This is a genomic window from Wolbachia endosymbiont of Mansonella ozzardi, from assembly GCF_020278625.1.
In the GTDB taxonomy this organism is placed as follows: Bacteria; Pseudomonadota; Alphaproteobacteria; order Rickettsiales; family Anaplasmataceae; genus Wolbachia.
Window position 1 is genome coordinate 13,984 of sequence record NZ_JADAKK010000008.1, and the last position, 14,796, is coordinate 28,779.

A 14,796-nucleotide genomic window follows, 5' to 3' on the forward strand; every position below is an offset into this window, starting at 1 on the left:
GTGAAACGAACAAAAATGTTAGCAAGCTCTTTTTTATAGAGAAGGTTCTTTGCTGTTGGTGTCACCACATAAGAATGTTGTATTCCAAGGAATCATAAAGGACAAGCCGATTCGAGAAAAGAAGAACTTAGATAAGGGGCTCAAGTGTAGTGTGGTGAAACCTACATGCTGCGTTTCTAAGGGAGGGAGTGGTAGTAATACTACTTCCTCGCCTAACCAGGTCGCTAAAACTAAGAGCTTCGAAAAACGTGCTCAATATTATGCTGATAAGGCGTATTCAAGATAGGCTGATAAAGGTGATCAATATGAAGACCTCAAAGAGATTATCTTTATTGCCGTAGCAGATTGTATCCTGTTTCCAGATAAGTTTGAATATAAATCAAGGTATACTATTCGAGACGAGGATACTAATGAACACGATCTGAAAGATTTTTATTTTATCTTTACTGAATTACCAAAATTTCCAAAAACGAAGTAAGATCAATTGAAAAGTATAGTCGAAAAATGGGTCTACTTCTTCAAATATGCAGAAGAAACCAGCAAAAGGGAATTGGAAAGAATAACAGGAGGTGATATAATAATCAAAAAAGCATATGAAGAGTTAAATAGGTTCAACTGGTCATAGAAGGAATTTATACCTTATGAACAAGAAATAAAGCGTATTCACGATTAGCAGGCTGTCCCTACTCAAAAACTTGATGATGCCACTGAAAAAGGCATCAAAATTGGTAAGGAGGAAGGTAGGAAAGAAGGTGGATGAAGAAGGAAAAATTGAAGTTGCAAAAGCAATGTTGGCTAATAACGTTGATGTTGACACTATTGTAAAATTTACTGGTCTTTTCCTTAGTGAAATCAAAGAGTTGCAGAATGAAGTTAAATAGCGTAATGTATGCTTTTAGGGAGTGTTAAATAAACTATGTCAAGCCGAGAAAAAATAACAAATTAATATAAAAATGGAGGTTTGACATATGGTCAAAAAATAGTAAACAGAACTGCCAGTTTGGTAGATTACAAAGAATTAAAAATAAACATCTTGTCGTCCATAAGAGAAGGTAGGACATTGACAGGAAGGGATGGTGCGTTAACACCATTGATAAAAAACTGTTGGAAGCAAGTCTGGAAGGTGAGGTAGAAAACCACTTATCTGCTGAAAGTGAAGAAAATAATTGAAGGAGTGGGAGAAGTTCAAAAGACTTTACGCACAAGCGCAGGATCATTTAAGCTGTTAACGCCAAGAGATAGGGAGGGAAGCTTTAAAACCCCAAAAGTCAAAAAAAGGCAGACAAGGCCTATATTACAAGCTTGAAGCAAAGGTCTTAAGCACATATGCCAGTGGCATGGGATACAGAGATATAGAATCACGTGTAGAGGAAGTTTATGACCATAAAATATCTGTAGCAGAGATATCGAGTGTTACTGGTAAATTATTGCCAATAATCAGTAAATGGTGCAGTCGTCCGCTGCAAAATCAGTATATCCAATAGTGTTTATGGATGGCCTATTTTTTAGGTCAAAGAGGGTGGACATTGCGTAAGTAAAAGTATGTACAACATATTGGGCATAGATCAAAATGGCAAGAAAGAAGTGCTGGGCTTTTATTTAGCTGAAAGCGAAGGAGCCAACTTCTGGTTAGGGGTATTAAACAACCTACAAAGAGAGAGGAGTAGAAGATATTCTAGTTGCCTGTGTTGATGGTCTAAAAAGCTTTCCTGCAGCTATAAGCAGCGTATTTCATAAAGCACAGAAGTACAGTTGATATGTGCGTTAGATAAGAAATTCTCTTAATAGTGAAGGTAAAGATACCAGCAGAGTATAGTTATGACTCAAGAAAAAAAGTAATGGAAGCTTTGGATGAAGGAGGGAGCATAGCAGATGTTGTTTAAAATTGGCAAGGCAGCTTTATATGAGTGGAGAAAGAGACGTAAGGAAACAGGAGATTTTCAGTTAAGAAAGTCTGGAACGTGGGCATATAATCATAGATGCATTTACTGAAATTGCAGAAGAGCACGGTGGTAAAACTCAATCAGAGACAGCCAAACTTTGGGACAATATCAGCAGACAGACAATTCATCAAGCACTTAAAACATAGGATTCACAAGAAAAAAAAGACCTACGGATGTAAGGAAAGAAGTGAGAAAAAACGAACTCAATTTGTAAAGATTATAGCAACAAAAAATCCTGATGATCTCGTATAAATCGATGAATCAGGAATAGACAATACTGAAGATTAAGCTTATGGATATTGTAGAAAAGGAGAGAGGTTTCATGCACTAAAATCTGGAGTGAAAAGTCAGCGTATTAGTATGATTGAAGCGTTAAATAAAAAGGAAATAATTGCCCCCCATTAACTTTTGAAGGACATTGTAACAGGGATGTCTTTGAAACTTTTAAACAATATGACCGAAGACTTTCAGGTCGCACCATTTCGACTATTACTTGCACTTCATTTTCGTTTCTACAGAGAACATCAACAATGCTTTACTTTTTGGAGGCAGTTTCAGCATCTATCATAGTACTCAAAAACTCATTTCTTTTATTTTCGTCCTGCTAGTAAAGCCCAAGATATCATTGGGAAAATGAATGAGAATATCCTTATTTTTTTCAGTACCAAAAATGTACCGAAATGCTACATCATTTTTAGAGTAGAGAAATTTAGAAAGAGCCATAATACTGAAATAAAGGCTAATGATTATACATTATTATTAACAATTATTTAACTATATTTTTAGCTTACTATGGCTCAATAAACTGTGTTAAGCTTTGCAACAACCTCTCGCATTTGCATTTTGTGGTTCTTGTGTTTCACTCACTTGAGTACTAGATTTGAGTGCTAAATATGCCCCACCACTAATCGCGAGTGCAGCTACTACTGCTATACCAACCGTTACCCAAATATCTAATCTAACTGTACGTTTAAGTGCAATAAATGCTACCAACCCAGCAGCAAGACCAACACCAGCGGTAGCAGTATGCGTTGGAGCTCTTGATTGTTCAGTCGGTTGTTTTTTAGCTTCTAGTTCTTTGCTTTCCTTTTGTAGCTTCTGAACTTCAGTGTTTCTAGCTTCCAACTCTTTCTTTAATTTTTTAACTTTGGCATTTTTAGCTTTTAAGTCTGCCTCCAGCTGATCAGACTTACCTACTTTTTGCCTTACTCCATTTTCTAGATCAGCTCTTACTTGATCTGTTAGCTCAGTTCCCAGTTTATTTTTAGCTTCATCTTTTGCAGTATTTTTAAAAGTCTCATCGTTTCTCAATTCGTTTTCAGCTTCAGCTTTTACTGCGTCATCATTTTTCAGTTCATTTTTAGCAGCAGTAATTGTTGCTAGATCAGCTTTTAATTCATTTATTGCAGCTGTTTTTATTACATTGTCAGTTTTTGGTGCATTTTTTATTTCTTCTCTTAATGCAGCTAGTGCGTTTTCTAGGCTTTGCTCACCTTCAATTTCCAACTCTGCTTTCAATAAATTCACTAGTTCTTGTTTTTGTTGGAAATTCAGATTACGACCACTCTCACTTAAAGCATCAACAAGATCTTCTAAACTTTTAAAATCCATAATAAACCTAGGTATTATAAGTTATTATTATAGACACCCTTAAAATTTAAAGTCAAGTAATACTTATTATAACATGCTCATAAAATTTTAGCGTAGTCGTCTTTATTTAGTTATGTTAACTTAGAGCTCAAGATTGGAAAATATTTATGTTAGAAAAAAAATACAGTTTTAAAGAAATTGAACCCAAGTATAACATATTGTGGGAAAATAGCAAAATTTATAAATGGAGTGGTGAAAAGGATAACACTTTCACTATAGACACACCTCCACCGACAATATCGGGGAAATTGCATATCGGTCATATATTCAGCTATTGCCACACAGACTTTATTGCACGGTTTCAGCGCATGCTGGGGAAAGGTGTATTTTATCCAATTGGGTTTGATGATAACGGGCTCCCCACTGAAAGATTGGTAGAACAAACCTATAAAACCCGTGCAAAAGAAGTTGGCAGAGAAAAATTTATAGAAATGTGCCATGAGGTTATCGAAAGATCAAAGCAGGAATTCAAGGAATTATTTAAATCAGTTGGCATTAGTCATGACTGGAGCTTGGAGTATCACACGATCAGTAAGGAAACTATAATGCTTTCTCAAATGTCGTTTATCGACCTACATAACAAGGGGTACGCATACAGGAAAATGCAACCCATCCTTTGGGACCCGGTTGATAAAACCGCGATTGCGCAAGCAGAAATAGAGGATAAAGTCTTTGAGTCATCCTTAAACACGATAGTTTTTTCCACCGAAGAAAGTGAGCAGATCAAAATTGCAACTACACGCCCTGAGCTGCTTCCAGCATGCGTTGCAGTTTTTTGCCATCCAGAGGATGCGCGCTACACTCACTTGATTGGAAAAACAGCTAAAGTAGCAATAACAGAGGAAAAAGTTCCAATTATAGCTGATGATAAGGTCAAAATAGATAAAGGCACTGGACTGGTTATGTGCTGTACATTTGGTGATGAGCTTGACATATACTGGCAGCAAAAGCATAACTTGCCGATGAAAATTATTATCGACCAGGATGGGAGGATAAGTCTTTATGATGTCATTCCGCCACACCTTGGTGTCATTCCAGCCCGTGACGCTGGAATCTATGATGAGATAAATGGACTAAAGGTTAAAGAAGCAAGAAAAAGAATAATTGAAATCCTGAGTGGAAAAGGACTTTTGATAGAAAGCACTAGCATTTCTCATTCTGTTAAGTGTGCAGAAAGATCTGGTGCACCACTTGAAATATTACCTACTTATCAATGGTTTATCAAGACTTTAGAGGAAAAAGCTAAAGTGTTAGATAAGGTAAGAGAATGCAACTGGCACCCAGCTACTATGCGAAAACGCATGGAGGTGTGGATAGAAGGACTAAATTGGGACTGGTGCATCTCAAGGCAGCGCTATTTTGGTGTACCATTTCCAGTGTGGTATTCAAAACGTAAAGGAGAAGAAGGCAAAATCATTCTAGCTGAAGTGAAGGATCTGCCTATAGATCCACTCAAGGATTTGCCGACAGGGCATAGTAAGGAAGAAGTTATTCCAGATCAAGATGTAATGGACACTTGGGCCACAAGTGCGATTACTCCTCAGCTAAGTGCGCTGGCAGTAAACAATGAGATTCACTTACCGAATCACCGCTATGACGAGATATTTCCTGCAGACCTGCGTAGTCAAAGCCATGAGATAATAAGAACTTGGGCTTTTTATACGATTTTGAAAGCGCATTATCATGCAGATTCACTGCCGTGGAAAAATATCATGATCAGTGGTTGGTGTTTAGCTGATGATAAAAAGAAGATGAGTAAATCAAAAGGCAACGTCATCACCCCTCATGCAATACTTAATACTTATGGGGCTGATGTAGTGCGTTATTGGGCAGCAAATTCAAGGCTTGGAGTTGATACAGTTTACTCCGAAAATATATTTATAATTGGCAAGCGCCTCGTTACAAAACTTTGGAATGCCAGCAAATTTGTCTCCATGTTCATGGAAAAGCACCAAACAGCAAGCATAAATTCCATCAGTGAGACGATGGACAAATGGATACTGTCTAAGCTATACAAAGTAATAGATAGAGCAACGAACAACCTGTTGCAATTTGAATACTGCGAAGCTTTGGAAGCAACAGAGGAATTTTTCTGGAAAGATTTTTGTAATAACTACTTAGAGCTGGTGAAAAAACGTGCGTATGGAGATACAGTAAGCAGCGAAGCAAACTTGAGTGCGAAACAGGGTTTGGCATATGTGTTAAACATTATTTTGCGGTTATTTGCACCTTTTTTGCCATACATTACGGAAGAGATATACCACCAGTTATATAGCTATAATTCTGTGCATAATCAAAGCAATTGGCCAAGTAAAGAAGAACTTATCTATGATAAGCATTCTGAAGGAATGGGAGACAATTTTGTGCAGATATTGAACCTCGTGAGGAAAATAAAGGCAGATAATAATGTGTCAGTTAAGCATTTGATAAAAAAATTGACGATAAAAGCAAACATACAAGAGGATAGGTTGAATCAATCCGCACAAGATGATTTGCAAACGGTTTGCAACGCTGAAGTAATACAGTGGAGTGAGGATATAACAGGATTTACAACAGAAAATGGAAAATTTACCGTAGGTGTGGAGTTATAATAAGAATTTTCTCTCGTAGGTAAGAGAATTTTAATAAGAATACACAACCATTATTGCTTTTTCATGGGAAGAATAACAAGTGACTTGTTTAAAAAAGCCAACGTGCCTTATCTTATAGTCAGTTCTTTGACTACTTTTACGTTAATTTCATCTTTAGTGCTTGCTGTAACTCCTCAAGTACTTTTTCCTCTAATCCTTGCTTTGGCTACGTTGTCTGTTTTGGTGATTGCACTTTCGTGCAGAGCAATTAGTAGTAATAAAAGAATGGAGGTTGAGAGAAGTAAATTTGCTGAATAAAGAGCAAAGGTTAGAAAATAAAATATCTTTAGAAAAAGAAGCTGGAGAAGCTGCAAGTAGACAAGTGGAGAGACTAATAGTCAATTACATGAATTAACTCAAGAGACGCAAGATTTAGATAAAAGAGTAAGAGAATTAGATGAGAAAGTAGTTCGGTTAGAAGCTGAAAAAGGTAATCTTTCTGAAGAAAAAGAATCCTTAGAGCAAAAGTTAGAAGGTAAAATGAATCATATAGCCGAATTATGCAGAATGGTAAACGAATTTAAAAAGATAATAAATGCGCCTTATAAACAGGAAAAGAAATTACACCGTGAACAACAAGTAAAGGAGTTGCTTTGTAGACGAATACAAATGAAGGAATTACGCTATGCACAAGTGAAGAAATCATTGCACCTTAAAACTTCACGTTTATGTAAACAGTTACGAAAAAAAGTAACTTAGCTAAAAAAAAGAATGTGCAGCAAAACTGAAAAGGGAAATAAGCGATATTATGTATGAAAAACCAAAAAATAAAAATGGGATGAGGAGAAAGAAGAATTACAAGTAGAATTGGATAGACTAAAGAGTGAAAATAAGCGGCTTTCTCAAGAGAATAGTAGTGTTAAAAAAGAACTAGAAAAGGCAAAACAATATGCTGATGTTGATGCAGAGGAAATAGACAGTGCATATCGTGCTAGTTGTAATAAACAAACAGAAATACAAAATCTGCAAGCTATGTTACGTCAGCAATCAAAAAGCATAGAAGATTTGGAGAGCGAGTTAGACCAACAAAAAAAGAAAATGAATAACCTGTGTAAGAGTGTCAGAATGAATGCAAGAGGGAAAGAGAAGTATATGTAAAGCAGCTGCAAGAGCCTGAGTGCATAAAAGGCACAGAGATAAAAAGGCTGAACGATACACTCCATTCTCTTGAAAGAACAAAACAAAAACAGATAAATCAACAGAATTCAGTATCGCAAAAGCCAAAAAATGCTATTCGGGCTAGAAGTTTTAGTCTAACATTAGAGCTAGAGAGTGCAGTAAATAACCTATCCCTATTTGAAAAGGTGATAACCTGAGAGAGTTGTAAGAAAATTATGCAAGGAAGTATACGATGAACCCAATAATATGCGCACTGGACACACAAGATTTAAGTGAGGCCGTATCTTTAGCTAATGCTCTACGTGGTAAGGTTGGTATAGTGAAACTTGGATTAGAATTTTTTGCTGCTCATGGTCCTTCTGGAGTGAGAGAAGTTGCAAAGTGTAATATACCAATTTTTTTAGATCTGAAATTGCATGATATTCCAAACACTGTAGCTAAAACAGTTGAAACAATCAAGGCTTTGGGTGTTGAAATATTAACGTTACATATAAACGGTGGAACAAGAATGCTAAAGGAGGCTCTAAGTGTAGTGAAAGACGCGAAAATGAAACTGATTGGAGTAACCATTCTAACTAGTATAGGCAATGAGGATTTAAATGAGCTTGGAGTGACAAAAGAGGTGAAATCACAGGTAATTTTGCTTGCAAAGCTCGCAAAAAAGATTGGGCTGCATGGGATAGTCTGCTCTGCATTGGAAGCTCAGGAAGTGCGCAAAGAGTGCGGTAAAAACTTTACAATTATTACTCCGGGAATTCGTGTAGATTCTAGTCGCGATGACCAAAAAAGGATAGAAACACCAAAAGAAGCAATAAGTTCAGGAGCTGATCATATTGTAATTGGTAGGCCTATCACAAAAAGTGACAGCCCTGCAAATAGGGCGGAATTAATATGGAAATCACTCATTAATTGAGGTTGCAAAAAAAATTTAAAAAAGTGCTTGACATGAAAAAACAAACATTGTATAGTGCTTTTATCTTTCATATTTTTCCTCACTTAACTTAGTTAAGTGTTAAGTATTTAATAAGTGTGTGGTGTTACGTAAGTGGCACCACATAGTTTTTTAGTTTATATCCTCAAGAATTAAGTTTTTTTCTGCTTCATTGGGTATGTTCTATAATAGGAAGAATCTTTAAGTTTCAATTCGAGCATTGGAATAACAAGCATAAGCTACATTAGAGTATCATCCAACACAAACCTTAATCATTTTTCATCTTCAAAGGAGGCTACTATGTTGCTCACTGATATCGCTCACCGTGTTAACGAATTAGCTTCATCGTGGGAGCAATTCAAATTAAAAAATGATCGCAGACTAAAAGAAATCGAAAGCAAAGGACAAGCTGATTCTGCAACGGTTGAGCAGCTATGCAAGATAGATGGTGATATTAATAATTGCAAAAGACGCTTGGATTTAATCAAAACTGCAGCTTAGCGCTCAGAAGTAAGTACAGATTCTAACACAAATGATAAATATTTTTCTGATTATATCCAAAAAGGAGTGGGAAGCGGCTTATCGCACGAAACCCTCAGTGGAAATGATAACGATATTGAAGGATATCTAATTATTCCGCATATTGTAAAACGTATAAACAAGCGTGTAATAGAATCGTCCCCAATGCGGCAAATATGTTCAAGTCAAAAAATCTCTACTGAGAAATTGGACTACATTATAGAAGACCATGACCCTGCTAGTGCAGGTTAGAGTGGTGAAACAGTGGATGATTAGGATGGTGGTAGTAAACTCAAGTATGATTTTGCAAAAGATATGGATACACCTAAAATTCAAAAGGCTTCCATTACAACTTACGAGTTATATGCTCAGCCACAGGTATCACAAAAGCTGCTTGATGGCACGTTTGTTGATGTTGAAAGTTGGCTGGTGTAAAAGATTGTCGAGACTTTTAGTAAGGAAGAAAACAAAGCTTTCATTAAAGGTGAGGGCACTTTTTAACCTAAGGGAATCTTAGCTTACGACAATGGGAACAGTTATAACAAAATAGAGCAAGTTAAAACTGACAAATTGGATAGCGATTCAATAATGATATTGTACTATTCTCTAAATGAATATTATTCTAAAAATGCATCGTTTTTGATAAATAGAAGTACATTGAAGGATGTTAGACTACTGAAATCTCAAACGGGCCAATACTTTTGGCAGCCAAGTTCGTCACTTGAAGCTCCAGATACTTTAACGTGGATACCAGTGCATCAATCTGCTGAGATGCCACCTAAGCCGAGCAAGCTGCCAGTAACCGCAATAGCAGATTAAAAAAAGGCTTATAAGATAGTAGAGAGACCATTATACGAATAAACCTTATGTCAGTTTTTTTATCACTAAGCGTGTCGGCAGAGAGGTTGTGAACACCAATGCTATTAAACAGCTGAAGGTTACAAACTCAAGCAAATACTAAAATATTCTCTAAGATAGTTGATATGTCATGCTTTCTATGTAATAATCAAGTTAATTTATTATTAATTTTAGGAGTAAGATATGCGACAAAGCATAAAAAAGTTTTTTAAGTGGATTGCTGATCACACGGGAATTTCGTGGGTTGCAAAGAAAAATTTCATCAGGTTGGAATAGTGTTAAAAACTGGTGGTCTGGTAATAAAGTAAGTCAGGTAAGCAATATTGATCCACCAAAAAATGAAACACCTGAGGAGTCCGATATATCAGCAAATGAACCAGACTTTGCAAAATCTGAGCCTGTTATTGGTAGCATTTGTAAAAACCAAAAAGGAGTACTGGAACTATTTGTAGAAACAAATCATACAGATAAAAATTTTGGTAGTGATCTAGGTATCGTTGATAATGTTAGCCTTAATCCTACTGAGATTGACGAACTAAAATACCGTGCATATATCAAATGCGAGAAAGGGATATTCAAAATTACTTGTGATGAACTTATTAAAGACAATAACAGTAGAGATAATGGTACATTCTTAGGCATAGAATCAATAGCATCCCGGGATGGTAAAGATTTGTCTAATGAGTTAGAAGGAATGAAAAACATGTTAGGTTTGAGTAATAATCATACAGTTGTTAGTATAACTCAGACATCTAAAGGTCCAATCATAGTTCCTAAAACTGTTGAAGATGGAACATACTAGGTTTAAAAAACAATAATCTAGAAGCGCAACCACACGCTGCCAATAGTTGTAGTATATAATATTAATCCACTACAGCTAAATCTCTGAAAAGAAGCATTTAAAAATTTACTCCTTTTTTCTTTCCTATATAAATAAAAATTAGATAGCATTATGAGTACGATTTTTTTGTATTCTGATGCTTTTCAATTCTATGTTTCTCGGACTAAATTTTCTCTCCTTATTACTCTTTCTCTATATCATTACAAAAAAGAATAGAAAACTGAGCGAGGAGAAAATAAAATCAGTAAACCTTGAAGGTAATTTATGTAAGTTAGAACGTGAGCTTCAGGAAACAAAGCAGGCTTTAACTAATAAAGGCAAAGAAATAGTGTGTTTAAAAGTGAGCAATGCAGAGCTCGAAGTAACTCTGCAGAAAGAACGCGAGGAAAAGAAAAAAGAAATAGATCTACTGACAAAAGCTGAGGAGAGATTCACAAATGCTTTTAAAGCATTGTCTCTTGATGCTCTGCAGGTAAACAATAATAATTTTCTGAATTTGGCAAAGGAAGTAATTGATCGGAAATTAAAAGAAACAGAAAACGATTTCAAAAAAAGACAAGCAACAATCAACGAAGTTGTAATTCCAATAAAAGAAAGATTAGAAAGGTTTGATAGCGAGATACGCAAGCTGGAGAAGGAGAGGGCAGGGGCCTATGAAGGCTTAAAAGAGCAAATTGGTGCGTTAATGAGCCAGACTTCTAGCCTTGCTAATGCTTTGAGAAAGCCCCACATTAGAGGAAAGTGGGGCGAAATGCAGCTAAAAAGAGTAGTGGAAATGGCAGGGATGATAGAATATTGCGATTTTTTTACTCAGCCGTCAGTAGTTGATAAAAACGAGGATAATTTATTACGCCCTGATTTAATAATCAAAATGCCATCTGGAAAACAAATAATAATAGATGCTAAAGTACCGCTTGATTCTTATCTTGATGCTATGTCACAAAATGATTTACAGATACAAAAGGAGAAATTAAAGAATCATTCTCTGGCAATAAAAAAACATATAAATGATCTAGGCAAAAAAGAATATTGGAATCAATTTGAAAATACGCCAGAGTTTGTGGTGCTTTTCCTCACAGGGGAGGGGGTTTTTAGTGCAGCACTGGAATATGAGCCAGCTTTGATAGAGATTGGGGCGGAAAAAAAAGTGATTATTGCAACACCGATCACTTTGATTGCGCTGCTTAGGGCAATAGCATATGGATGGAAACAGGAAATGATAGCCGAAAGCGCAAAAAGAATCAGTGAGCTAGGTCATATTTTATACGAGCGCATCTGCACAATGGGCGAAAATTTTGATAACTTGCGCAGGAGCTTAAAAAGTGCTGTTGATCATTACAATAAAACTGCAGGTTCACTTGAAGCAAGGGTGTTTCCTGCTGCCCGAGAATTCAACAAACTTGGTATACATGCAAAAAATAAAGAACTAAGCGCTGCAAAGGAGCTGGAGTCTTTACCACGTAGCTTACATGCCGAGGAACTGAAAGTGAATTAGGCTCTTACACGTAGAAATCTACATAGATCGGCCTTTCTGTGGATCTGTACTTCTGCTTTCCCCAACTTGCTTTGCAAAAGATGTTTCTTGTTTGCTCATATGCTGAAGTGGCTTGGCAACTTCACGTACAGTTGCAATAACCACAGTTAAAAACGCTTTTAGCAGCGCACCTAAAGCTCTACCAACTGCTTTCCTGCCATATATGCAAGCTTGTTTTTCGTTGTCGTCAGCAGTTTCTCCTGCTCTCCTTTTTGGATCCATTCTATGAGCAATGACTGAAAACAACACTCCCTTGATTGAAGACTTCATTCGTACCTTTGCTCTGAGAACATCCTCATCATGTGCTGTTTCATGTTCATGACTTAAATGTTTAGCGTGCATTAGCTCCTTTTGTTGCTGGGCAAACATACCACTTAATACTTCTTCCATTATTTGTTTTCTTCTCTTCTCCATAACTCTTTTCTTGGATTCTGATTTATCGCGAGTATGCTTTGTGGCTTCAAATTCCACGTCAATGTCTTCAGACGCTGCTTGACTATACAAAGTTTCTATGATCCTATCTATACTTCGCTTTACTTGCATAGTTCTTTCGTAACTATCTAAATTATCGATTTCTTCGTCAATTTGAGCTAAAATACCCTCAAAAGCTTTTAAATAGTCTTGAACATACTGCGTTGTGTCTTTCTCTTTAGGATGTTTTTTTTGGTTCAGCTGATTTTCATTTTTTAAATTCCTCTTTCTTTTATTATCGTTATTTTCTTCACTCTTCTCCTTAAAAAAATAATCATCATCCATAACTTAGCTAAAACTTCCACAGTTACTATTGTATACGAAAAGATTAAATTAACATTAATGAAAGGTAGCTACAACTTCAGTACTGGCTAGGACCACAGTGAAGCTGCCAAAAGCAGCAGGGTAATACCTCTCATACAACTTAACCGAGCATCTAAGCCTTACTTTTTCCTTCACATTAAAACTAATTTCACGATCATTATTAGAGTTTATCATAGCAGAATTACGTAATAACTCATCTGCTAATACAGAATCTAAAATTCTATCATTTTTATTATTGTAATGTGTCCATTTCCAGCACAACCAAGAACTTTTCTCCAGCCAAAAAAGAAATATCTCTTATCTCTTCCCTATTATTACGCAAAGTAAACCTTAAGTTTCGTATATTATTCAACACAACAAAACTATTGTCATGATCTTTAATTTTTAGCTGTAACTTACTCATTATCACCTCCTCTGACAAAAATGTCAAAATTAATTGTTGAATGTAAAATTTCATCGTGCTGATCTACAGCACAATTATTTTCCAAAATAGCCCCACTATCAAAACCTTCAAGAATAAGATTAATACGCTTTATAATGGAAAACATACTGTCTATATGATAAGTATATATATCACATGCAAATCTTGCCTTTGTAGCAAAATTGGGCGGCATATGAAGGTTGCTATAACTTACTATGCTCAATTTTTTAGGTAGGAATAGTAACCTGCTTAGGTAGGTAATCATAAATGTCGGTAATGTACTTCTTAAAATCAGAGTTTGCCTTTAGTGTTATATAACTCATTTATAACTTGAATTTCTCCATAATTAGCCTTCTTAAAAGTACAGTCAACACAGAGGGGTGGGGATAGCAAAAAAAGCTACAATACAACTCGTGGTCCGCGAAATTGAGAATATACTCTCTTCACTTCGAATAAATAGCCCTTAACTTCTGATTTGCGATTTTTATAAAGAGCAGAAACATGCTGCATAACACCTAGTTTATCTGCTCAGGAACGTTGTCATAGCCAGCTTCATACACAACATCAACTCTTATTGCATTCAATGACTAAAAAATTCAATGTAGCCTCCTACATCGCTAAAATAACATCTAGGTGTCCCATTCTCTTGATTTTTAGATATCGTTGCAGTAACAGACATTATTATTCTCACAGTACCATAGTTTAAATGATCCTATGAGGTATATAGTCCTCATACGAAACTTGCCACGTTTGTTTAACCAGCGACTTTTCCGTATACCATTCAGCATAGTCGGTTGCCACAGAAATGAGGCTTGAGATCAACTTGTCATCTTGATAATTCTCAACACGTAAAAAAGATTTAACTTCTTTCAAAGTAACCGGAAGAAATTTAGATTTGGATTTACGTTGTACGTGTATCTTTGGTGAAGTAGACATATTAACCTCCTGTTTATGTATGACTAAAACTTGTTATCCCAACCGCTGGATCTATGCTGCAAATAAATCACAGGTAAACTCATCTTAGCTAAATTTCCCGCATTTAATATTAAGTTAAATCTGTATGGTAGCAACCCTAAGTGCTTGAAACTCTTGATTTGCTATAAGTCCTTTATCGTATGTTTACTACATTGAGGAGAGAACGTATTAAAGCTGTTTCTCCCTTTTTGCTGATAAAATTTGAACTTACAGCATATTCAACTAGGCTGGATTTCAGCGAGTTAACATTAGTAAGCAAACTGCGAGATTTTTCCATGATATCGTATGTGATATTTTTAAGTTCATGCGCAAATTTATCTTGAGCTACGGTAGCTATATCTTCAATTTCTCCATTGAACTCCTCCAGCTTTTTTTCCTTACTCTTAAGATTTTTTGAAAAAGCCTTCCAACTTAACTACTATTATGACTATAATGACAATGAAGAAACTACAGAAGTAAAAAATTTATGCCAACTTGCTGCTGCGTAAAACGAGTGGTGTCTCCAAGCATCTCCTTTTCCTGTCACCAAGTAGCCTTTTCCTGTTATCCCAGTAGTTGATACTAGGATCTACTGTCTAAA

General features: G+C 35.9%; 13 protein-coding genes and 5 pseudogenes. 12 read left to right on the forward strand and 6 right to left on the reverse strand.

Going from position 1 to position 14,796, the window contains the following annotated elements; genetic code table 11:
- Window positions 1-70 precede the first annotated feature (70 nt).
- From IHO40_RS01400 to IHO40_RS01410, 3 pseudogenes are all read left to right on the forward strand, one after another.
- Window positions 71-881: pseudogene (locus tag IHO40_RS01400) on the forward strand (Rpn family recombination-promoting nuclease/putative transposase); the annotation flags it as partial.
- A gap of 80 nt (window positions 882-961) precedes the next feature.
- A pseudogene (locus IHO40_RS01405) lies at window positions 962-1,744 on the forward strand (IS256 family transposase); the annotation flags it as partial.
- 55 nt (window positions 1,745-1,799) lie between these two features.
- Window positions 1,800-2,398: pseudogene (locus IHO40_RS01410) on the forward strand (transposase); the annotation flags it as partial.
- Window positions 2,399-2,481: 83 nt separating this feature from the next.
- On the opposite strand, the pseudogene IHO40_RS01415 reads toward IHO40_RS01410, so the two are convergent.
- Both IHO40_RS01415 and IHO40_RS01420 read right to left on the reverse strand, forming a co-directional pair.
- Window positions 2,482-2,666, reverse strand: a pseudogene (locus IHO40_RS01415) (PD-(D/E)XK nuclease family transposase); the annotation flags it as partial.
- An 87-nt stretch (window positions 2,667-2,753) separates the two neighbouring features.
- Complete coding sequence (locus tag IHO40_RS01420; protein ID WP_225536407.1) at window positions 2,754-3,554, reverse strand: coiled-coil domain-containing protein; 801 nt, start codon at window positions 3,552-3,554, stop codon at window positions 2,754-2,756.
- Between the two features lie 146 nt (window positions 3,555-3,700).
- On the opposite strand from IHO40_RS01420, the gene IHO40_RS01425 reads away from it, so the two are divergent.
- From IHO40_RS01425 to IHO40_RS01465, 9 genes and pseudogenes are all read left to right on the forward strand, one after another.
- Window positions 3,701-6,184, forward strand: a complete 2,484-nt coding sequence (locus tag IHO40_RS01425; protein WP_225536408.1) for a valine--tRNA ligase — start codon at window positions 3,701-3,703, stop codon at window positions 6,182-6,184.
- 226 nt (window positions 6,185-6,410) lie between these two features.
- Window positions 6,411-6,578: a hypothetical protein gene (locus tag IHO40_RS01430; RefSeq protein ID WP_225536409.1), complete on the forward strand. Its 168-nt coding sequence runs from the start codon at window positions 6,411-6,413 to the stop codon at window positions 6,576-6,578.
- A gap of 125 nt (window positions 6,579-6,703) precedes the next feature.
- Window positions 6,704-6,922: a hypothetical protein gene (locus IHO40_RS01435; RefSeq protein WP_225536410.1), complete on the forward strand. Its 219-nt coding sequence runs from the start codon at window positions 6,704-6,706 to the stop codon at window positions 6,920-6,922.
- A 108-nt stretch (window positions 6,923-7,030) separates the two neighbouring features.
- Window positions 7,031-7,321, forward strand: coding sequence for a hypothetical protein (locus IHO40_RS01440; RefSeq protein ID WP_225536411.1), 291 nt, complete (start codon window positions 7,031-7,033; stop codon window positions 7,319-7,321).
- Window positions 7,322-7,574: 253 nt separating this feature from the next.
- Entirely contained in the window at window positions 7,575-8,255 is a 681-nt protein-coding gene (gene pyrF / locus IHO40_RS01445; RefSeq protein ID WP_225536412.1) for an orotidine-5'-phosphate decarboxylase, read from the forward strand.
- Between the two features lie 318 nt (window positions 8,256-8,573).
- Window positions 8,574-8,774, forward strand: a complete 201-nt coding sequence (locus IHO40_RS01450) for a hypothetical protein (protein WP_225536413.1) — start codon at window positions 8,574-8,576, stop codon at window positions 8,772-8,774.
- A 66-nt stretch (window positions 8,775-8,840) separates the two neighbouring features.
- Window positions 8,841-9,611, forward strand: a pseudogene (locus IHO40_RS01455) (phage major capsid protein).
- Window positions 9,612-9,867: 256 nt separating this feature from the next.
- The gene (locus IHO40_RS01460) at window positions 9,868-10,452 is read left to right on the forward strand and encodes a hypothetical protein (protein WP_225536414.1); all 585 of its coding nucleotides are present in this window, start codon (window positions 9,868-9,870) and stop codon (window positions 10,450-10,452) included.
- A gap of 175 nt (window positions 10,453-10,627) precedes the next feature.
- Entirely contained in the window at window positions 10,628-11,986 is a 1,359-nt protein-coding gene (locus IHO40_RS01465; RefSeq protein ID WP_225536415.1) for a DNA recombination protein RmuC, read from the forward strand.
- 18 nt (window positions 11,987-12,004) lie between these two features.
- Here the strand turns inward: IHO40_RS01465 and IHO40_RS01470 are convergent, their stop codons facing one another.
- The 4 genes from IHO40_RS01470 to IHO40_RS06155 all read right to left on the reverse strand — a co-directional run bounded on the left by IHO40_RS01470 (window position 12,005) and on the right by IHO40_RS06155 (window position 14,177).
- A complete protein-coding gene (locus tag IHO40_RS01470; protein WP_225536416.1) occupies window positions 12,005-12,781 on the reverse strand; it encodes a hypothetical protein in 777 nt (258 codons plus the stop codon).
- 271 nt (window positions 12,782-13,052) lie between these two features.
- Window positions 13,053-13,223, reverse strand: coding sequence for a hypothetical protein (locus IHO40_RS01475; RefSeq protein WP_225536417.1), 171 nt, complete (start codon window positions 13,221-13,223; stop codon window positions 13,053-13,055).
- Entirely contained in the window at window positions 13,216-13,434 is a 219-nt protein-coding gene (locus tag IHO40_RS01480) for a hypothetical protein (RefSeq protein ID WP_225536418.1), read from the reverse strand. The genes IHO40_RS01475 and IHO40_RS01480 overlap by 8 nt, the downstream gene beginning before the upstream one ends.
- Window positions 13,435-13,943: 509 nt before the next feature.
- Window positions 13,944-14,177, reverse strand: a complete 234-nt coding sequence (locus IHO40_RS06155; protein ID WP_225536419.1) for a head-tail connector protein — start codon at window positions 14,175-14,177, stop codon at window positions 13,944-13,946.
- Window positions 14,178-14,796: the final 619 nt, after the last annotated feature.